The 20241-nt window shown below is 46.1% G+C and carries 20 protein-coding genes; 10 read left to right on the top strand and 10 right to left on the bottom strand.

Annotation, left to right across the window (positions count from 1 at the left end; all coding sequences use genetic code 11):
- Positions 1 to 35: 35 nt before the first annotated feature.
- Positions 36 to 200, top strand: coding sequence for a hypothetical protein (locus ABY436_RS04880; RefSeq protein WP_372737897.1), 165 nt, complete (start codon positions 36 to 38; stop codon positions 198 to 200).
- A gap of 337 nt (positions 201 to 537) precedes the next feature.
- Here the strand turns inward: ABY436_RS04880 and ABY436_RS04875 are convergent, their stop codons facing one another.
- The 5 genes from ABY436_RS04875 to ABY436_RS04855 all read right to left on the bottom strand — a co-directional run bounded on the left by ABY436_RS04875 (position 538) and on the right by ABY436_RS04855 (position 7696).
- Positions 538 to 1743 carry a diguanylate cyclase gene (locus ABY436_RS04875; protein ID WP_372737896.1) on the bottom strand — a complete coding sequence of 402 codons (1206 nt, stop codon included), beginning with the start codon at positions 1741 to 1743 and terminating at the stop codon, positions 538 to 540.
- Complete coding sequence (locus ABY436_RS04870; RefSeq protein WP_372737895.1) at positions 1713 to 2762, bottom strand: BMP family ABC transporter substrate-binding protein; 1050 nt, start codon at positions 2760 to 2762, stop codon at positions 1713 to 1715. Before ABY436_RS04870 ends, ABY436_RS04875 begins: the two co-directional genes overlap by 31 nt.
- A gap of 437 nt (positions 2763 to 3199) precedes the next feature.
- Positions 3200 to 3814 (bottom strand): carbonic anhydrase, encoded by a 615-nt coding sequence (locus ABY436_RS04865; RefSeq protein WP_372737894.1) that lies wholly within the window; start codon positions 3812 to 3814, stop codon positions 3200 to 3202.
- Between the two features lie 27 nt (positions 3815 to 3841).
- The gene (locus tag ABY436_RS04860; RefSeq protein ID WP_372737893.1) at positions 3842 to 4726 is read right to left on the bottom strand and encodes a DMT family transporter; all 885 of its coding nucleotides are present in this window, start codon (positions 4724 to 4726) and stop codon (positions 3842 to 3844) included.
- Positions 4727 to 4780: 54 nt separating this feature from the next.
- On the bottom strand, positions 4781 to 7696 hold the full coding sequence (locus tag ABY436_RS04855) for an insulinase family protein (RefSeq protein WP_372737892.1): 2916 nt from the start codon (positions 7694 to 7696) through the stop codon (positions 4781 to 4783).
- A 377-nt stretch (positions 7697 to 8073) separates the two neighbouring features.
- Here ABY436_RS04855 and ABY436_RS04850 point away from each other — a divergent pair, with 377 nt between their 5' ends.
- A complete protein-coding gene (locus ABY436_RS04850) occupies positions 8074 to 8664 on the top strand; it encodes a phasin family protein (protein ID WP_372737891.1) in 591 nt (196 codons plus the stop codon).
- 150 nt (positions 8665 to 8814) lie between these two features.
- Here the strand turns inward: ABY436_RS04850 and yccX are convergent, their stop codons facing one another.
- Both yccX and ABY436_RS04840 read right to left on the bottom strand, forming a co-directional pair.
- The gene (yccX, locus tag ABY436_RS04845; RefSeq protein WP_372737890.1) at positions 8815 to 9105 is read right to left on the bottom strand and encodes an acylphosphatase; all 291 of its coding nucleotides are present in this window, start codon (positions 9103 to 9105) and stop codon (positions 8815 to 8817) included.
- Between the two features lie 79 nt (positions 9106 to 9184).
- Complete coding sequence (locus ABY436_RS04840) at positions 9185 to 10411, bottom strand: virulence factor BrkB family protein (RefSeq protein WP_372737889.1); 1227 nt, start codon at positions 10409 to 10411, stop codon at positions 9185 to 9187.
- 149 nt (positions 10412 to 10560) lie between these two features.
- Here ABY436_RS04840 and arsC point away from each other — a divergent pair, with 149 nt between their 5' ends.
- The 8 genes from arsC to phaC all read left to right on the top strand — a co-directional run bounded on the left by arsC (position 10561) and on the right by phaC (position 17985).
- On the top strand, positions 10561 to 10911 hold the full coding sequence (gene arsC, locus ABY436_RS04835) for an arsenate reductase (glutaredoxin) (protein WP_372737888.1): 351 nt from the start codon (positions 10561 to 10563) through the stop codon (positions 10909 to 10911).
- The gene (wrbA, locus tag ABY436_RS04830; protein WP_372737887.1) at positions 10912 to 11508 is read left to right on the top strand and encodes an NAD(P)H:quinone oxidoreductase; all 597 of its coding nucleotides are present in this window, start codon (positions 10912 to 10914) and stop codon (positions 11506 to 11508) included.
- 40 nt (positions 11509 to 11548) lie between these two features.
- Entirely contained in the window at positions 11549 to 11944 is a 396-nt protein-coding gene (locus ABY436_RS04825) for a DUF2069 domain-containing protein (RefSeq protein ID WP_372737886.1), read from the top strand.
- A gap of 2 nt (positions 11945 to 11946) precedes the next feature.
- The gene (locus ABY436_RS04820) at positions 11947 to 13671 is read left to right on the top strand and encodes a SufS family cysteine desulfurase (protein WP_372737885.1); all 1725 of its coding nucleotides are present in this window, start codon (positions 11947 to 11949) and stop codon (positions 13669 to 13671) included.
- Positions 13672 to 13852: 181 nt separating this feature from the next.
- Positions 13853 to 14767, top strand: coding sequence for a LysR family transcriptional regulator (locus ABY436_RS04815; RefSeq protein WP_372737884.1), 915 nt, complete (start codon positions 13853 to 13855; stop codon positions 14765 to 14767).
- 209 nt (positions 14768 to 14976) lie between these two features.
- Positions 14977 to 15843 (top strand): LysR family transcriptional regulator, encoded by an 867-nt coding sequence (locus tag ABY436_RS04810; RefSeq protein WP_372737883.1) that lies wholly within the window; start codon positions 14977 to 14979, stop codon positions 15841 to 15843.
- 92 nt (positions 15844 to 15935) lie between these two features.
- On the top strand, positions 15936 to 16928 hold the full coding sequence (locus tag ABY436_RS04805; RefSeq protein WP_372737882.1) for a poly(R)-hydroxyalkanoic acid synthase subunit PhaE: 993 nt from the start codon (positions 15936 to 15938) through the stop codon (positions 16926 to 16928).
- Entirely contained in the window at positions 16915 to 17985 is a 1071-nt protein-coding gene (gene phaC / locus ABY436_RS04800; protein WP_372737881.1) for a class III poly(R)-hydroxyalkanoic acid synthase subunit PhaC, read from the top strand. Before ABY436_RS04805 ends, phaC begins: the two co-directional genes overlap by 14 nt.
- 114 nt (positions 17986 to 18099) lie before the next feature.
- On the opposite strand, the gene phaR is transcribed toward phaC, so the two are convergent.
- The 3 genes from phaR to ABY436_RS04785 all read right to left on the bottom strand — a co-directional run bounded on the left by phaR (position 18100) and on the right by ABY436_RS04785 (position 20205).
- The gene (gene phaR / locus ABY436_RS04795; RefSeq protein ID WP_372737880.1) at positions 18100 to 18633 is read right to left on the bottom strand and encodes a polyhydroxyalkanoate synthesis repressor PhaR; all 534 of its coding nucleotides are present in this window, start codon (positions 18631 to 18633) and stop codon (positions 18100 to 18102) included.
- A gap of 47 nt (positions 18634 to 18680) precedes the next feature.
- Positions 18681 to 18935: a DUF6489 family protein gene (locus tag ABY436_RS04790; protein WP_372737879.1), complete on the bottom strand. Its 255-nt coding sequence runs from the start codon at positions 18933 to 18935 to the stop codon at positions 18681 to 18683.
- A gap of 76 nt (positions 18936 to 19011) precedes the next feature.
- Positions 19012 to 20205 (bottom strand): MFS transporter, encoded by a 1194-nt coding sequence (locus ABY436_RS04785; RefSeq protein ID WP_372737878.1) that lies wholly within the window; start codon positions 20203 to 20205, stop codon positions 19012 to 19014.
- Positions 20206 to 20241 lie beyond the last annotated feature (36 nt).

Raw genomic sequence — 20241 nt, 5'->3', positions numbered from 1 at the left:
ATATAATGTGCTGATATGCGTATGGAGTTCATGCTATGTACCCTATAATTCGTAATCCGGAAGAATATGGAGAGCAGCAGAATGCTCTGCTCGATAGCTACATTGAAAGGGTTTTTGAATCGGAAACAATAGACGATTGGTTTAGTTGTATTAGTTCCGACAGGCAGGCTTGTGTGAAAAAGAAAATGTCAGCGGATTAGGTATTAGGGCGTTACCTGCTTATCAGCGTGCAATTTCGCATGCATCTGTAAGATTGGATTGCATGCGGATTCTTACAGACGTTTCACTAAGAATAGCCTGTTTTGATCCAATCATCGTTTAAGGCATAAAGCCCCTGAGACTTTAAAGAGGCATTAGTTAATGCCTGATTAATCCCGGAAGTTTAACTGTAGCTACTGATCCAGGCTTTTGACACCCCCTGCTCAAACGCTTGACCTGTCGCGACTAAGCCTTTTACGTCGCAACGACCCAATCTCACCTATTAACTATGCTCTCTTTCACCATTTATACTCTACTGTATGAAGCGAGCAGTATTTTCTAATCAGGTGCCATAACCACGCAATTCCGGCCCTTGTTCTTGGCTTCATAAAGAGCAATATCAGCGCGCGAGATGAGATGACTGATCTCTTCCTTCTCTTGATAAATAGTGTAGCCCAGACTGATGGTCTTTTGACCAACACCAAGAAATTGGGTGGCTTCAACATTGGTTCGAATTTTCTCTGCAAGGGTATACATCCCTTCCAGGTTTGCTTCGGGAGAGATAACAAGGAACTCTTCACCACCCCAACGTCCTGCAACATCGCTCTCACGCGTACTTGTTTTGAGGACATGAGAAAACTGTATCAAAACTTGATCACCGATGTGATGACCGTACATGTCGTTGACGCACTTAAAGTAATCAATATCAATTAGAATAATGCCAAAGGGCTTGTTAAAGCGACGAGCGCGCCTGGCTTCTGCATTTAAGCTCAAATCAAGTTTATAGCGGTTTACGAGACCGGTTAAACGGTCGGTTTCGGATAAAATCTTATAGGCTTCGCCTCGCTCCTCAAGCTCTGAGATTAGATTGCGAATGGAGTGTCGGGCACTTTCAAGGGTTTGACCAACCACACTGATTTCATCACTGCCTCGCCATGAGGAAGGTTGTTCGAGTTCGTTGCTTTTAAAGTTTTCAGCCTGATTGGACAACTTGTCGAGAGGCTTGAAGAGAACCACAGACATAAAGGGGTACATGATTAAGAGCGTCGCCAGAAATACGCTACCGAAAATAAGAATAATGAGCCGCTTATTTTTAGCAATATCCTGGGTGATTCTATGGTCGTTATAAATAATATTTAGACGGCCTATGGTCTGACCCTCTTTCAAAACATCTGCAAAGTTTTCGAAAGACTGGACAGATGCACGGCTGGGCATGTTGATCTTGACGAAATTCATATCATTTGTGTCATCAAAGACATGGATCATGACGACATCCGGATCTTGTTTGATTGCTTCAATAACCAACCTGCCACTTAGGGGGGAGAAGTTGGAAATGGGGTCCACGAGAGTATTAGCCACACGAGCGGTTAGTTCAATGCGATGCTGACTATAATCGTCATAGAGTTTGGACTTAAGTACCCAAATTGATAACCACCCGCCAAACACAAAAGAGAGAATCAAGCTGATTATCATACCTAAAATCAAGGTCAGCTTGATTGAATGAAGGTTCAACTTCAAAATAAGATATTCCCACCCAAGAGGCATGATTCAGGCTCTGTATAACGGGGCAAAGAGATTTTTTTCAAAATAATATCTTCTTGCACTAAAGCGATTTCCAGCTTCAGTTCAGGTGAGATCAATGGCGCATTGTGTTCATCAAAGGCGAGTTCGATCGCCCCTTCTTGCAAGCCGAAAAGCTTCAACTGCTCACCCCAGACATTGTGATAAGAAGCTAAAAGAGCGCGGTAAATCGTGTTGTCTACGTGGACGACAGTCGATGTTAGGACACTACCAGGGAATAAGTCGTTTTGGTTTTTATCAACGCCAATCCCGAGCTTACCGCGTTTGTGAGCGGCTTCTAATGCCCCCGGCCCGCTGGCCCCGGCAGCCGTATAAATAATGTCCGCGCCGTTGTCAATTTGTAAATTGGCCAGCTCAGCTGCGCGGGGTTTGTCATTCCAGCCCTTAAATCCATCGCCGACAAAATCGAATAGCACATCAATATCAGGGTTGGCGTAGTGGACGCCTTTTATGTAGCCACAAAGATAGTCACGAATAACGGGGATATCGACGCCACCTATAAACCCAACTTTACCCGTTTTTGATTTTCGCGCTGCTGAATATCCCGCAAGAAAAGATGTTTCTTGATAAGCAAAAATAATGAAGAACCCATTGGGAATCGAATACGCGCCATTGGTCAGGATGAAGCGGCGGTCAGGGTATCGGTCGATTATTTGCTCTAGCTTTTTCTTAGATTTTGGTGCTGAGGTCGTCATTATAATTGGGCTATAACCTTCCTCTGCTAACTTTTCGATTTGAGCCACATAATCATCCATTTCTTCCGCAAATACCTGATGAACGCTAACGTTGGTCTTGGCTTCGAATTTAGAAATCCCCTGAGACACCAAATCACCCCAACTGCCCTTTTTTATAACTTTTGTTCCGCCCCATGCAATCGCAGGCTGAAAGGTCGACTCGTCGGCATGTGCGGGCATTTGATGGCCAAAAGTAATCTGAATAAAAACAAAGATGGTAAGGATGGGCAGGGTGATTTTTATTTGCATGTGGAGGCCTAATACATGAAGTTTCTCGATATTGAATCACAATATAGACGCTGGCATCAGGCGTGCAAACCTTATATTGCCGGATGATCGGATATGTAACCGCTCATGGTTGAGACTTGAGCGGTATTAGTCCTTCCTATCCCTGGTCCTACCAGGCCTGCAATGGAGTAGCAGGTTCGTTGTTATATTAGTGACCTCTACAATTTTGCTGCTGGCACATTGCTGACGAAAGATCATAGCAGGTGTTCTGACAAAGCGTATCTTACCTAAAGGAAAATCTGGGCCTGAAAGCAGGCCGCTTAAGTAAACTGTCCCGGAATTACCCTGGGAATTAAGTAAACTGTCCCCGGAATTCCTCGGGCTTTTGACTGACCTGTATGCGCCTGACTTGTAAGCGCTTAGCCAGGCTACTCTGCCAGAAGTATTGAATTTTTATTTTACTCAAAAAACGTGACTTCGCCCGTTTCCAGCGAATATTTAGCACCGATGATTTTTAAATCACCTTTCATTACTAGCTGTTCAAGAATCTGTGATCCGTGCCTGAGGTGGTTGGTGGCGGCTAGCATATTGGCATGGATGCAGGCGGTTAACAGCTTATCCGGATCCTGATGCACCCCTGACTCAAACAGGGGTTGTATGCTGGGCCTGATGCGATTGACGATGGACATCACATTGGATGACGAGGTTGACTGCGACGGATTTTTTAGCTCATTCAGCGTTGCGGTCACTGCGCCACACTTTGAGTGGCCAAGCACAACAACCAATGGGGTGCCAAATTGTTCGGCGGCAAATTCAACGCTACCCACTTGAGATGGCGCAACTATATTACCGGCGACCCGGATAACAAACAGATCGCCTAGCCCCTGATCAAAGATAATTTCTGCGGGGACTCTGGAATCTGAGCATCCCAACACGATAGCGAACGGTTCCTGCCCTCCGACAAAACCTGCCCGGTTAGTTGATTTCACGTCAGTCTCGAGACTGCGCACGCCTGACATAAAACGCTGATTGCCTGCCTTCAACCTTGCTAGTGCTTCATTTGCTGTAATCATGGTGCCCTGCTTATGAACATTGCTAAATTAATTTTTTTTGGCTTTGGCTGGTTGTTTTTTCAGCATCGCCATTAATCCTGCCAGTGTTATCAACATCATGCCCAGCCAGGTGTTCCAACCGAGGCTTTCTTCCCAGATCCACCAGCCAAACAGTGCCGCAAACACAACCGAGCCATAAGTAAACGGCCCTAGCTGCCCTGCGGGTGCGTAACTGTAGCCTTTACTGAGCAACAATTGCGCTACCGTAGAGGTGGATGCCAGTAGTATTAACCACCCGAGTTGAATGGTCGTTGGCGTTTGCAACACCAGCAAAGCGGGAATAGCTGATAATGTAGCACTGAATAAGGCGAAGTAAAATACGATTCTTTGCGGACTTTCTGTACCCACCATGCGACGGATAGTGACTTTTGCCAGTGCGCCTAGCATGGCACCTAACACAGCGATAATGACGACAACGTTGAGACTGCCTTCATGTGGGTTAAGGACAAAGTAGACGCCAATAAAGCCAACCAGTATTGCCAGTTTAGCGCGTCCGCTGATACTTTCGCCCAGCCAATAAAGCGCGATTAACGGCATAAAAAACGGCGCAGTTTGTTTAAGCAATGCCGCCTGCGCCAGCGGTAAGTGTCCCCATGAATAGTACAAGCAGCTCATGGCAGTAACGCCAACGGCGGCGCGCATAATATGAAAACGTATTAGCTGTGTACGAATCGCTTTTCTGCCATTTCTGAGCAGCCAGGGTATAAGTAACATCAGCCCAAACAGGTTACGCATAAAAACGATAATTTCGGTGGGTAATTCACCGCTGATCTGCTTAATGACCATACCTGAAAAAACCAGAAACAGTTCAGCCAGCAGGATCAGTAGAGCGCCTTTATAGATGGCGTTATCTGTAGCGGTGGAGTTCGTCATAACGACAAGAGCACCCTTGCGGGTGCTCCGTTGGCCTTTTGCTGATGGAATGGCTTACAGCGCGATCACTTCAAACTGATCGGCCAGGCTTTTGGCTTTTTCAACACTGGTGACTGCCGCAATACTCGCCAATTCAGGCTTAAGATACTGCGCGGCAACACGTTTCAGATCTTCCAGGCTGACCTTGAGAATCTGCTGACGGAATGCACGCCGCTGTTCTGCAGTACGACCAAACAAGGCGCTGTGATATGCCCCTTTCGCTTCGCCTGCCGGAGAGCCGGGTTTATCGATAGAGCTGACGACACCGAGTATCGCTTCTTCCAGCTTAGCTGCATCGTGTTCATTGTTCAGCAGCCATTTTATCGATGCGTCAAAATCATCCAGCGTTTCCGTTAAGCGTGGATCACGGTAGGAGAAGAAACGGAATACCGCTTCACCGCTATCCTGCCCTGCTCCCGAACCATAAGCGCCGCCTTTTTCACGAATGGCGCGATGCAGGTAACCATTTCGCAGAAAATCTCCCAGAATGGTCAGCGGTGCTGCATCAGTATGATCTACCGGGACCGTTGGGTAAGCTTTTGCACAGAAGCTGACTTGTGTGCTGGTAGTCCAAAGCTGCTTAACCGTTTCACGGGTTGCTTTCAGTTTCAGTCGCGAAGCGTTGGCCAGCGGTGCTGTCTGCCATTGATTCTTCAACGACGTAATGAGTTGATCCTGATGCTCTGGCTCAGCCACTAACAGGAAGCGGCGTGGTGCCAGTTTGATTTTCTCATGCATCGCCACCAGCTTGGCTGAGAGCGCCTGCAAGGCAGTTGCATCATCCAGTTGCTTATCCAGCGCTTTAACAAAACGGATACTTTCCAGCCCGCGAGATTGTTGATCAACCCATGCGGCAGGACTGAGACGCGCCGCCGCCGCCATGATAGCCAGACTATGGCCCTGGCCGGTAATGCTCTGCTCTTTACGGCTACGTTGTTGTGAAACAATTTCACGTAAACGTGTGGTTTCGTCAAAACGTGCATCGTTAAGAGTTTCATATAGCAGATGTGTCAGTGCTTCTTGATTATGTAACAAGGCTTTACCAGAGATTACAAAGTAGCCACTGACATTTTGTTCATCATCGGTTGCACCACGCATGGTCGAGAAAGCATGGACGCCACCGGATACCTGCACGTGATACTGCTGATTTTCCTGATAAGAACGTTCGCCACATCCCAGCTCCGTCAGACAGTGACTGAACAGCGGCATAATCTGTAGTTCTTCTTCACTCAACTCAGGAAGGTCGATAATCACCTGCTGATAAACAAGGCCGTTGGTGCCCTGCCCATACCAATCCAGTGACTGCCCTGCCAATACCTGCTGCTCGCTTACCGGAACATGCATCTCGACCGGAACATCCTGCAGGGTAACTTTAGGTAGGATTGATTCATCATCCTGTTGCGTCTGACGTGCTTCCAGCGCCGCTGCCTGATCAATCACAAACTGTTTCTGTTCGTCTGACATGTTCGCTTTTATGGCGGCCAACTTGGCTTTTTCATCGCGTTCTTTACGTTCTGTCATTTTATTATCAGGACGTAAGGTCAAGCGTACACGATGGGTGTTCTCAAGGAGTAGCTCGCGAATCATCGAAGGAATAAAATCAGTATCCTTAATCAACTCATGCAGCTCGTCCAGGACAGGGTCAAGATTCAAGAGTGCGATCGGATCACCGCGATGAACCGCTGATGATACCGATGCCATGATCAGATTAAGGCCATAAGGGTAGCCATCACCGCTAATCTCACGCTGACCTAATTCCAGTTGATGCAACTGCGCTTCAACCATGGATTGGGGTACGCCCTCTTCTGCAACGCGTTGCAATGTATCGATGACCAGTTTTTCAAACGCCGTTGCGCTTTCCGGCTCACTGCCTTCAAGACCACACATGAAAGACATCTGGCGATTTGAATCTTCCAAACCACATAAAGGCGAAGGCGCGCTACCCAGCTCGGAAGACTCCAGCGCATAACGCAATGGCGATGCACTGTTATCCAGCAACACGCGTGATAAAAGATGGGCTTTGAGTTGTTCTTTCAGGTCAATGGAGTGTCCCAGCAACCAGGACAGTACATGATGGGTTTTACCAGAGATATCCTCTTCGTCCAATGCGTATGCTTCTTCTACGCTTAACGGCGCAAACAGACGCTTTTCATCGGTCACAGCAATATTAATATCCAGCTTTTCAAACGTATTGAGCGCCTGATATTGCATACGGCTTTGTAACTCTTCAGCCGGGATGTTACCAAACGTCATAAAGACGGCGTTACTTGGGTGGTAATGCGTACGATAAAAAGCCAGCAACTCGTCATAGGACAGATCAGTAATGCTGTCTGGATCACCACCACTGTTGTAATGATAAGTAACCGTCGGGAAGAGGTACTTAGTAGCGGTTTGCCATAAAGTAGAAATAGGTGAGCTCATTGCTCCTTTCATTTCATTGAGAACCACACCTTTATATACCAGCGCGGACTCTGCGTTGTCTGCTTCTTCAAACTCGACACGATGACCTTCCTGAGCAAAATCGAGCGGATCCAGACGGGAAAAGAAAGTAGCGTCCAGATACACATCCAGCAAATTGAAAAAATCTTTACGATTCTGGCTGGCAAAAGGATATGCCGTCCAGTCTGAGCTGGTGAATGCGTTCATAAAGGTATTTAAAGAACGGCGGGTCATCATGAAGAACGGATCACGAACCGGATAGTGTTCACTCCCACACAAGGCAGTATGCTCAAGGATATGAGCCACGCCTTTTGAGTCCATGGGCACTGTTCTGAATGCTACCAGAAACACATTTTCATCCTGGTCTGCAGCGATGTGATAATGCATCGCGCCAGTCACCCGATGCTTGTACTCTTCTACACTTACATTAAGCGACTCTATTTTTTCTGAACGGATAAAGTCAAAACTGGGATGACCATTTGCTGCTGGCATATAAATTCACTTTCCTTATTTCATCAATCGGTAACAGGCACTCAGCACACTATTGTGCGATCCATATGTGAATTGTAACGGCAAAAGGTGGCTTTGCGTATCAGATTTAGGCCAAGCGCACCTGCAAAATAGATTTTTTCTTATTTAATACATGAAAAAATATTGATCATAATCAAATCAAATTTTTTTAAGACATGCTCAAATAGGTTGATTAAACTTCATAAATACAAACAATTACGCCCTTGTGATTGCACCTGAAAAATATGTTATTGCACCGCACAAAAAAGGATTGACAAGCGAAAAATCAATCTCTATTATTAGCCCATATGTTGCATCGCAACAAAAAAGAAAAACTGCTGCTTACCGAGGATTTTAAAATGTACGAAGATATGATGAAAGATGTTCAGAACAAAATGAAGCCTGTAACTGATATGGCTGAAATCAACAAATCTACTGCTGAAAAACTTATCTCTCTGCAGACTGAATACGTTACTGACCTGTTCAATTCTGGTCTGGCTCAGATGAAAGCATTGAGCGAAGTTAAAGAGCCTAAAGCAGCTATCGAACTTCAGGTTAAATACTTCAAAGACTTAGAAGCCAAGCTGACTAACGTTGCTGAAAAAGAGATCGCTACGCTGACGTCTGCTAAAGAACAGTTGACTGAGCTTGTTGAGAAAGGCGTTTCTGAAATGTCTGAAGTTCCAGCAATGGCTGATGTGACTAAATTCATGCAGACAGCTCAGGAAAAAATGACTGAACTGACTGAAACTCCGGTGATGGCTGAAATGACTAAGTTCATGCAGACTGCTCAGGAACAGATGACTGAAGCTGCTAAAGCATTCACTCCGGAAGTTGTAGCTCCTAAAGCTGCTCCAACTCCTGCTGCTGCCGCTCCTAAAGCTGCTCCAGCTCCTGCTGCTGCCGCTCCTAAAGCTGCACCTAAAGCTGCTGCACGCAAAGCAAACTAAGAAACATTATCAGGAGGTTTTAATCTCCTGATCATCTGAAAAGCCGCTTCTATAGCGGCTTTTTTGTGTCTGCTTTCCTGCTCTATAACGCTGCCTCCTTACTCTTGATAACCCCGCTTGTAACTCTTTACTAATTACCACTGCCAGAGATCACAGCATAAGATCAGGCCTGATAACAAAATCGTCAAAAGACTCATCTGGTTCAACTGCTTCAGAAACCACATCCACAACATTGGCTAGTGCCGGGCCTAGTTGCAACCAGGCTTCAACCTGCCTAACCGCATTACTTTCACCACACAGCATCACCTGCACACGTCCATCAGACACGTTGCGGGCCCACCCGGTTAAGCCTTGAGATAATGCCTGATCAACCGTAGACTGACGAAACCATACGCCTTGCACGTGCCCGCTGACAAAAGCACTGATACAAATTTTTGCCACAGATACCTCCCTCTCTTTAAATATTTTGGTTGAACCTTGATTATACTCTACGGATAGAGCGTATATTGGCAAAACGTACTCAGACTTTACCGGCATCGTCAAAGAGCCGCTCAAGTGTAATGCTGAGCTCCTCATTCTGAAGATTTTTTACTTCCAACAGATGTTGATCCAGATTTTTTTGCCAGCTCGTCTCGCTGCCTGTTGGATCCAGGGGATCCGGGATTGGCCAGGGCAAGCGCCGACATAACTCATTTAATGTGAAAGCTCCTAACCCTCTGGATAGCAAAAACTCGCCCTGATCGGTTCGCCGGATAATATCCTCCTGCAACAGCAATTGTGAATATTCATCCCAACGCGACTGTTCCAGGCCAGCAACCTGTTGTAACAGCTGATCATCTGATAACGCCTGCCCTGTCTGCTGCCCTTGCCATAAGCGATGCAAAATACCCACAATTGTATGCAGATGTGATTTCTCATAAACTCTGCCCTGAGATTGATACACCGTCAGTGCGCGGGTCAACTCGCAGCCCATCAGAATAATAAACCAGGAAATAAAAATCCAAACTAAAAACAACGGAATAGCAGCAAAAGCACCATAAATAAGCTCATAAGACGGAAACTGAGTTGCGTAAAAACCGAAGCCGCGTTTTGCACTTTCAAATAGGATAGCCACCACAACCGCACCAATAAACGCATTTTTCAATGGCACTTTGCAATTGGGTACGGCCGCATACAAGAGTGTAAAAGCCGCGGTTGACATAATCACCGGTAATACCGTCAGTAATCGCGCTTTTCCTACCAGGTTGGTTGCGTCAGTTATCAGTGGCAATGAGGCGATGTAGGACGATACTAATATGCCAAGCCCAATCAAAATTGGTCCAAGACTCAGCACTGCCCAATAGAGTAAAAAGCTGGACATCCCTCTACGCTGATCTGACACGCGCCATATTCTGTTAAATGCCACTTCGATATTGCGCATCATCATGATGGATGTCACCGCCAAAAAGGCAACACCGACCGCTGTTAGTTTTTGTGCCTGGCTGATGAAGTCTTTCAGGTAGTCCTGAATCACTTCACCTGTCGTTGGGACGAAATTAGAAAATACCCAGCCCTGCACCTGTTCGCCAACGCCCTGAAATGAGGGTATCGCCGCAAGCATTGCAAATGACACTGTCATCAACGGCACCACAGCGAACAATGTTGTATAGGTTAATGCCGAGGCATTTATCACTCCACCATTGTCTAAAAACTGTTTGAATAAATAACGTATAAAACGTATGGCTGGAACATCCGGTAACCCACTCATCAAGCAATTCCTTACAGTAAACTTTAATGTGAACCTTTTTTAATCCGAACCTTTTTAATCTGAGCCTTTGTTGCGACTTCCGAGACGTATACAATAACGACTTCTTCAGTTTAATGGCTGTTTTATAACAGTTTGCACGGGAAATCATTATGAGCCAAGTGACAATCTACCATAACCCACGTTGTTCAAAATCGCGCCAGACATTAGCGCTGCTAACAGAACAGGGTATCGAACCCGATATACGTGAGTATTTGAAGGATGCACCTTCCGCTACTGAGTTAACACAGGTACTGGATTCACTCGGCCTTTCTGCCCGGGCACTGCTGCGGAAAAATGAAGCTGAATACAAAGAAAACAACCTGAGCAACCCTGAATTAACCGATGAGCAAATAATCTCGGTGATGGTGGCTAACCCGAAGCTCATCGAACGCCCTATCGTATTGAAGGATGGTAAGGCCCGTATCGGACGCCCGCCAGAATCCGTTTTGGAAATTTTATAAGTGTCATCGCCTTATGTCTTAGTGCTCTATTACAGCACACATGGCGCGACTCGTCAGATGGCTCAGCAGATTGCCCGCGGGATTGAACAATCAGGTATGGAAGCTCGCTTGCGTACAGTGCCAGCGATATCAACGGTGTGCGAATCAACCGCTGCCGACATTCCTGATCAGGGCGCGTTGTATTGCAGCGAGCAGGATCTGAGCCAGTGCGCTGGCCTGGCGCTGGGAAGCCCCACCCGCTTTGGTAATATGGCGGCCGCTTTAAAATACTTCATTGACTCTACCAGTGGCATCTGGATGTCTGGTGGGTTAATCGGTAAGCCGGCAACAGTGTTCAGCTCTACTTCCAGCCTCCATGGGGGCCAGGAAACGACTCTGATCAGTATGATGCTGCCATTGTTGCATCATGGCATGGTGATCAGCGGCATCCCTTACAGCGAAACAACGCTACTGACAACGCAATCGGGTGGCACTCCTTATGGCGCAACTCACGTGGCAGGGCGCGACAACAAACGTGCCCTGGACAAAGATGAAATTTCCCTGTGCACGTCACAAGGTAAACATTTGGCGTTGCTGGCCAAAAAACTTTCTTCTTAATATTTCTGCTTAATATTAGTAAAAAGACACAGGATAACCGATGGAAGCATTACGTAAAAAAGCCCGCATCACACGCGTGATAACCCTTGCCAGTTACATTGGCCTGATGCTGCTGTTCACGCTCTGGTATATGGTGATACACCCTCTTGAAGTAGGAAAACCCTGGGTTATATGGGCGCTACATGTATTACCATTAGCGTGCTTTATTCCTGCACTTAAATCAGGCAACCCGCGTGGCCATGCCTGGCTCTGCTTTGTTTTACTGTTGTATTTCATTGAGGCGGTGTTAGCCACAACAACCAGTGTTGAGACACGTATATTTGGCGCAATCTACACACTACTTACCGCTACTTTATTCACTGCTGCAATGATGTACGCCCGCTGGGGAAGCCGGTTTACTAAGGCATCTCAGCAAGCAGAGAAAACATCCGACTAAATATGTCTGATTTCAAAACGTTTGACGCCAATAAAGCACGCCGTGATTTCCCGATTCTTTCAAGTAAGATCAACGGGCAAGCATTGATTTATCTTGATAATGCGGCAACTACGCAAAAGCCTCGCTGTGTTATTGATGCGCTTTCACGCTTTTATAAACTCAGTAACAGCAATGTACATCGTGGCTCTCATACTCTCTCCAACCGTGCTACCAGCGAGTTTGAAGCGGCACGTGAAAGTGTTGCTGAGTTTATCAATGCCGCGCATTCCCAAGAGATAATCTGGACACGCGGCGCAACTGAAGCGATTAACCTGATTGCACACGCCTTTGCTGATTCACAGCTACTTGCCGGTGACACTGTACTGGTGTCTGTGATGGAACATCATGCCAATATCGTTCCCTGGCAACAGATAGCCATCAAAAATAAGGCACAGGTCATCCCCGTGCCGCTAACACCGCAGGGGCGGTTAGATCTGATTGCTTACCAACAACTGCTCAATCAGCACCAACCAAAAATAGTCGCGATGACGCATGTATCGAATGCACTGGGGGTTATCAACCCTGTTATCGAAATAACTCAGATGGCTAAGGCCGTGGGGGCTAGCGTTGTAATTGATGGCGCACAGGCGATTGCTCATGAAGTCGTTGATGTTCAACAAATCGGCTGTGACTTTTATCTCTTTTCCGGCCACAAATGCTACGGACCGACCGGTATTGGCGTGTTGTGGGGGCGCAAAGCATTACTTGAGGAAATGCCACCATGGCAGTGCGGTGGCGAGATGATTGAGCGAGTCAGTTTTGCAGGCACAACATTTAATACACTGCCTTTTAAGTTTGAAGCAGGCACGCCCCCGATTGCTGATGCTATCGCTTTTGCTGAAGCGCTTCGCTACCTGAACAGCTGGGATCGTAAAGCTATTGCTAAGCACGAACAGGCCCTGCGCGCGCAGGCAGTTGCACTCTGCCAGAACATTGAAGGCGTTACTGTATTGGCCGCCGCCCCCGATAATGTCGGTATCCTCTCATTTATTGTTGACGGTGTTCACCCACAGGATTTGGCCACCTTACTTGATCAGTCAGGCATTGCTATACGCAGCGGCCATCATTGCACCATGCCATTGATGGAATACCTGGGTTGCAGTGGTACGATACGTGCTTCATTTGCCTTGTATAACACAGCAGCCGAGGTTGAAATTTTTGCGAGCGCATTAAAACAATACATCCCGCAGTTGCGCAACACGGCTCTACCCATTTCAGCCCCGGGCTCAGAACTACTCAGTGCAGACCTACGCACAGACCCGGGCAATACAGATATCATCTACTGTGATCCTGCCGATCAGCAACAACTTATCGATGCTCTCTGCTCTACTGCTGACTGGCAAGCACGTTTTGCGCTGCTGTTGAGTTTAGGTAACCGCTTACCGGCTCTGGCTAAAACTTATAGAACCGAAGAAAACAGAGTCCGCGGCTGCGAATCCAACGTATGGCTTATTGCTACACAGCAAGCCGATCTTTCGTGGAAGTTTGCGATCGATTCGGATGCGCGCTTAATGCGTGGGATCAGCTATCTGATTCTCAGCGCTATTCAACATCAACACAGCGCAAGCCTGAAGAAACTGAATATAGATAAGCTGCTGAAATCATGTAACCTTAGCCTTTATTTGAGCCCATCACGTACCAACGGCGTGAAAGCCATTGTCGAACGGGTTAAATACCTGACTGAATAGACAAACTCGCGCTGCGCTTGATATTTATTCAACAATAACAGAAGATTATCTTTAATCCTGCAGGTTGGTAGCCAAACAAGAAGCATAATATATTGCTCCCCTGCGCTTTATTTTTCGGACTTAGTTACTCTTCTCAACTTTTTTCAACCTTTTTAACTATCCTCAACTAAGCGACGACACTATGAATCTGAATGACGCAAGCCTTTTTATTCGCATCGTTGAAACAGGTAGCTTCACCTCTGCAGCCGAGAGCCTGGGGATACAAAAATCTACTATCAGCCGTCGTATCGCGCAACTTGAAGATGACTTAGGTGTTCGCTTATTGCAAAGAACAACACGTAAACTTAAGCTTACCGACGACGGAGAGGAGCTGTTTGCTCGCTGCCAACCGCTGATTAACGAACTGGATACAGCAAAAGATTATCTCTCCTCTACGCAGATAAACCCACGCGGGCGCTTAAAGATTACTATGCCATCCGATCTTGGGGTATTTATGATGAACGAGGTCGTGGGGACGTTCATGAAACGCTACCCGCTGATTATGCTTGAGGTTGAATTGAGCACACGGCTTATTGACCTGATTGAAGAAGGCGTTGATCTGGCAATTCGGGTTGGCGAGCTGGCTGACTCCAGTTTAATAGCACGCCGTGTTGCGACGGTGTCACGAGGACTATACGCCTCGCCTGCTTATCTTAAACAGCATGGAACACCGAAAACGCCAGATGATCTGCAAAATCATGAATGCTATGGCGTTCTTAAAGCCGTTGACCAATGGGATTTTGATAACTGGGATGAAGTCGTTGAGGTCAAAGGAAAACTCAAAGCTAACAGCATCAGCTTTATCCGCGAAATACTATTACAGGATATGGGCATCGCCAGAATGCCTAAAGTCTTTTGTCGTGACAATGTACAACAGGGTAAACTGGTAGAAATTCTCGAAAACTATGTATCATCACCAATAGAAGTGAATGCCCTGTACCCGAGCCGTCGTCACCTGAACCCCAAAGTACGCCTCTTTATAGACCACATGATGGAGATGATTGGTGACCATCCCTGGGTCAATGAGCAGATGATATTGCCTGTATCCGGCCCTTAAATATTAGTTTCTAACGCAGACTTCGAACCTGATGTATCCATCTTATCAACAGCCCGGTCTAAAAGTATCATCGGTATCGGTGGAAGCTCCGTCACGTCTGCTGAACCCATATAATAAGTAATCTGCGCGCGTCTATCCCGTTTTATCGCTATACTGACAGCCAGTTTTCGTCAGCGACGTTTTTTGAGTGGTATGGTTAACAGGACGCTATGGATACCAATACATTATCTGCCTTTATTGCGGTCGCAGAAAGCCACTCATTCTCGCTGGCCGCCGAACAGCTTTTCATAACGCAATCGGCTGTCAGTAAACGTATCGCTCAGCTTGAAGACCAGCTCAACCAGAAACTCTTCGACAGAATAGGCCGTAAAGTTACCCTGACCGAAGCAGGTCGGGAGTTGCTCCCCCGTGCTAAAACGATCATAAGCGCCATTAAAGATGCAGGTCGGGCCATGGGCAACCTTTCAGGAATAGTCAAAGGCCCGCTATCACTCGCCGCCAGCCACCATATCAGTTTGCATCGCTTACCTCCGGTACTGCGCCGCTTCACAAAAGAACATCCGGATGTACAACTGAATTTGCGCTTTGATGAGTCTGAAATTGCTTACAACGGCGTTTTACACGGTGATTTGGAATTAGCCTTAATTACTTTAGCACCCCAGCCTGATCCTGCCATATACTCACAATCCATCTGGATTGATAAACTGCAGTATGTGGTCTCACGGGATCATGTGCTGGCCGACAAAAAACACGTCAGCTTAGAGGAGTTAACCAATTATGCAGCTATCCTGCCAGGCGCTTCCACTTTTACCCAGCAGATTGTAACCGAACAGTTCCGAAGACAGGCGCTTGACCTAAACGTCGGAATTTCAACGAATTACCTTGATACGATTCGAATGATGGTTAGTATTGGCTTGGGTTGGAGCCTGTTACCTGAGACAATGATTGATTCATCGCTGACCGTCATTGAAACGGGTTCAGCGCCAATTCAGCGTCACTTAGGCTATATACACCATCGGGATAGAACGCTGTCTAATGCAGCGAGCAAATTGGTTGAAATGCTATCTTATTCGTAGCACTTATCCATAGCTCCTATCCATAGTGCCTATTCATAATGCACACTAACTCTATTAAACTCTCATTTTTAAGTACGATTTGAGGTAAGCGCGTGTCCGCTGATACAAATGAACCGATGCAGGCGCTACTTCAACAGCAGCATGCACTTTTCAGAGCATGGATTGATGAGCAAACTTCACGCGCTGAACCAGCGGAACCCATCTCGCCTGATACATCCCGCGATATGGCACGTGTCGCTGCGATTTTATCTTCTCAAACCACGGACTTTTTAGAGTTCGGCAATAACATTATTACTCAGCTTGAAACTAACCCTACAAAAAGCAGCCTTCAGGAACCCTTAACGAAGTTTCGGGATTTTGTTCAGCAGCAAAGCGGTGAAGCACTGCTCACTCAATGGCAACTACCAGAAAATGTAGCCGCGTTATTTCGTACCCACAGTTTTCAGGATGACAATCTTTTTGAGAACCCCTACACCAGCGGGCTGAAAAGTTTACTTAATTTCCCCTCCGTTGGCGCTTCCCATGAATTTCAGCAAAATACTCGCGATGGTATTAAGTACCTGCTGGAATATCAGGATGCATTGAGTGAATATATCGAGCAATACAGCCAAATTAATCTACAGGCAACCAAAGCCCTGATGCAAGATCTGACCGAAGGCTCTGATGTCATTGAAACACTGGGGCAATTACATGATCTCTGGGTCAATTGCTATGAGCGGTCTTATGCTGATTGTCTTTACACCGAAACATATCAAAAAAGCCATGGAAGAGTTTCTAATGCTGTTATGCGATTACGAAAATATGCCCAGGATATGCGTGACATCCAGTTTGAAACGCTAGGCCTGGCCACACGTAAAGGGCTGGATACCGCACTGCAACGCCAGCACACACTGCGCAAAGAGATGCGAAAAATAAACAAAACCCTCTGCTCACAAGATACGCCTCCCGTTGCTGATCGCGTTGAAGAGTTGACCACTATTATTCATCAATTATCAGCAGATATGACCCGGTTACAGCAAGAACTTGCAGAACTTAAGTCACAGACTGTCTTAACCAAGGGGGTTTTAGAAGATGAAAAATCTTAAACTAGACCCCAATAAAATCGAAGAAGAACTGCTCGCGTTTGATGAAAAACTTCAACGCAGTTATGAGACGCTTAAAGAGATCTCTCAGATTGATGTAGCGCAGTCAAAAGGGATAGAAATATTTTCACAGGACAAACTGAAACTTCTCTTTTTTTGCGGCAATAAGCACGTTACTAATCGCTGTCGCACACCGCTTCTCATTACCTATGCGTTAGTTAACCGCTGGTATATGATCGACCTTGAGCCTGAGAAATCGCTGCTAAAGGCGCTGAACAATCTGGGGCTTGATGTCTATGTCATAGATTGGGGCTATCCTGACCCGGCCGATCGTTTTCTCGATCTTGATGACTACATCAATGAGTACATAAACAACTGTGTAGAGCAGGTTTGTATGCACTCAGAAGCGACCCGGGTTAACTTATTAGGTATCTGTCAAGGTGGCACGCTGAGCCTTTGCTACACAGCGATTTACCCTGAAAAAGTCAGAAACCTGATCACTATGGTGACTCCTGTCGATTTTCAAACAGAAACCAACCTGCTAAGTCTGCTGGCACGCTCTGTTGATGTCGATCTGGCAGTATCAACCTACGGAAATATCCCGGGTGAAATGCTCAATGACTCTTATAATTCACTCATGCCGATGCGGCTTGGCATCCAGAAAAACCTCGGTATGCCTAATCAGCTGAATACCACTGAAAGTGCTTTAAGTTTCTTGCGTATGGAAAAGTGGATCTATGACAGTCCGGATCAGGCCGGAGAAGCATTCCGACAATTTATCAAATGGTTTTTCCAGGAAAATCTTTTGATAAAAGATCAAATTACTATTGGTGATTATCCGGTCAGACTGTCCGCTATCACTCAGCCAGTACTGAATATTTTCGGCGCTTATGATCACCTTGTTCCCCCTGATGCATCACTTGCGCTAGGCGATCATGTCGGCAGTAAGGATTATCAGACGCTGGAAATAAAAGCGGGACATATCGGGGTATTTGTCAGCGGAAAATCACAGAAGATAGTGCCGGCGAGCATTAACGATTGGTTATTAGAAAGAGATTAAGAAAGACTAAAAGCAGTACGTCTTTCTTAATCCCGGGTCTCTCAATAAGGCCCTATCGATAAGGCTCTGTAAATTAAGAGTCTGTAGATAAGCCCTGCAAATAATTCTGCTGACTTATTTGACAGGCTTTTCAGGTGCTTTAGTAGGGTTTTCAGGTGCTTTAGCAGGCTTTTTAGGATCCGGTGCACTGGGGGCGGGCTCTGAATCGTTTTCAGCTTTGCCGTCAGCAGGCGGTTTAAACATATTCCACACCGCCATATTACGATCAGCAAGGCTGTTCATCATCGTCAGCGGGTTAGCAACCCCCATCATTGTTTGCATCTGTTCCTTAATGCGATCCTGATGTTCCAGAAACGAAGCAATACTCTGCTCCAGATACTGACTCATCATTCCCTGCATACTATCACCATAAAAACGAATCAATTGCTGTAAAACCTGATTTGTCAGTAGCGTTCCATGCCCCTCTCCTTCTTGCTCACTAATAATTTGAAGAAGAATATTTCGAGTCAGATCATTGCCTGTTTTCGAATCGAGTACTTGAAATGCTTCGCTGTTTAAAACCAGTTCTTTGACATCTTCAAGCGTGACATAGCAACTGCGTGAAGTATCATATAGGCGTCGATTGGTATACTTTCGAAGAATTCGCAACGTGTTCTCTCTCTTTTTTCTACAGCATCATTAACGATGAGTGATGATTAGCTTTTATTACTATCGGATTTTACAGAGCCCTGCATCATATTCAGTATTAGCTTTTGCAATGATTCCATCGAGCCAACACTATTAGTGATGTAAGGTTTAAGCAGTGTCATTGGATCATAACCTTCTGCCCCGGCATCCATTTGCTCCCTGACTTTTTTGATCATTTCATCCTGAAGTGATGCAACATCCGGAAGCCCCATAACCTGACGCAACTCACTTGGCGTCATCTCAACATCTACTTTAAAATTCATGTCATAACCCTTTGTTATGCCGCAGAATACAAGACTTTTGTTAACTATATAGCGATAGCTACTGCAGTGCAAAATATTAGGAGCAATTTTGCTGCACTTTTTCCGGATGAATCCATACATATGCCAACACGATAGCCACAACAGAAACCAGGACTGCAATAGCAAATGTCACCTGAGCACCATGCGTATCCCATAACAACCCTGCAACAATGGCACCTAATGCACCGCCTACTCCAAACCCCACACTGGAAAACAGCGCCTGCCCTCGTCCCTTCATATCATCGGGGAAGTATTGGTGCACCAGGGATATTCCAACCGCATGCAGGCTTGCAAACGTTGCCGCATGCAGCAACTGAGCCACAATAACCAGGAAGATATTTTCAGGCCAAAAGCCTAACAGACTCCATCGGATAACACATAAAACCAGACTACTGATCATAATCAATCGCAACCCGAACCTGCTGATCAGCGTATGCATGACGATAAACACCAGCACCTCAGCCACGACACCTAACGACCACAGCATACCTATTTCGCTTCGGCTGTAATTCAGTTCCTGCATCATCAAACTAAAAAAAGTGTAATACGGGCCATGAGAGAACTGGATCAGCATAGTTATCACAAAAAAAGCCATGACCTGAGGTTTTTTTATCACCTCTGTAAAACGCAGTGTTGGCGAACGCTCAACTTTTGCGGGCAAATTTGCAGCAGGGATGAGCAGTGAGTTAATCCAGATAAGCATCATCAGAATGAAAAGGATAGTGGGAATCCAGGCAACAGAAATACTATCTAAAGCACTGCCTAACAAAAGAACGGAAAGAATAAACCCAATGGATCCCCAAAGCCTTATACGACTGTATTTAGCCGATGCCTCACCCAGATAATTTAACGTCATTACTTCAAACTGCGGCAGCACTGCATTCCAGAAAAAACTGTAACCCAGCATAACTAAGCCGATTCCAAGCGCAGAGTCCTGCCAGAACATTGCGATAAAAACAATCCAGGTTAACAAAGCTCCCAAGCGGATGATTCGCAATCTTTGTCCGGTTTTATCTGCAATCCATCCCCATAATGACGGCGCAAATATTCTGGAAATATGCAGTGTTGCCATCAGCAAGCCAATGCTTTTTGCATCAAACGCTAATGATTTAAGATATAAAGACCAATAAGGAACCATTGCACCCAATAGTGCAAAATAAAAAAAATAGAAACCTGAAAGACGGATATACGGCAATACAATTAACCGGTAGCTGAATCTACATTGCGCCAAAATAGCGTCAATGTAACGATGATAAATTAAAGCAGA

The organism is Neptunomonas sp. (genome assembly GCF_041601355.1).
Lineage (GTDB): Bacteria > Pseudomonadota > Gammaproteobacteria > Pseudomonadales > Balneatricaceae > Neptunomonas.
This window is presented reverse-complemented; position numbering and strand designations above follow the sequence as displayed.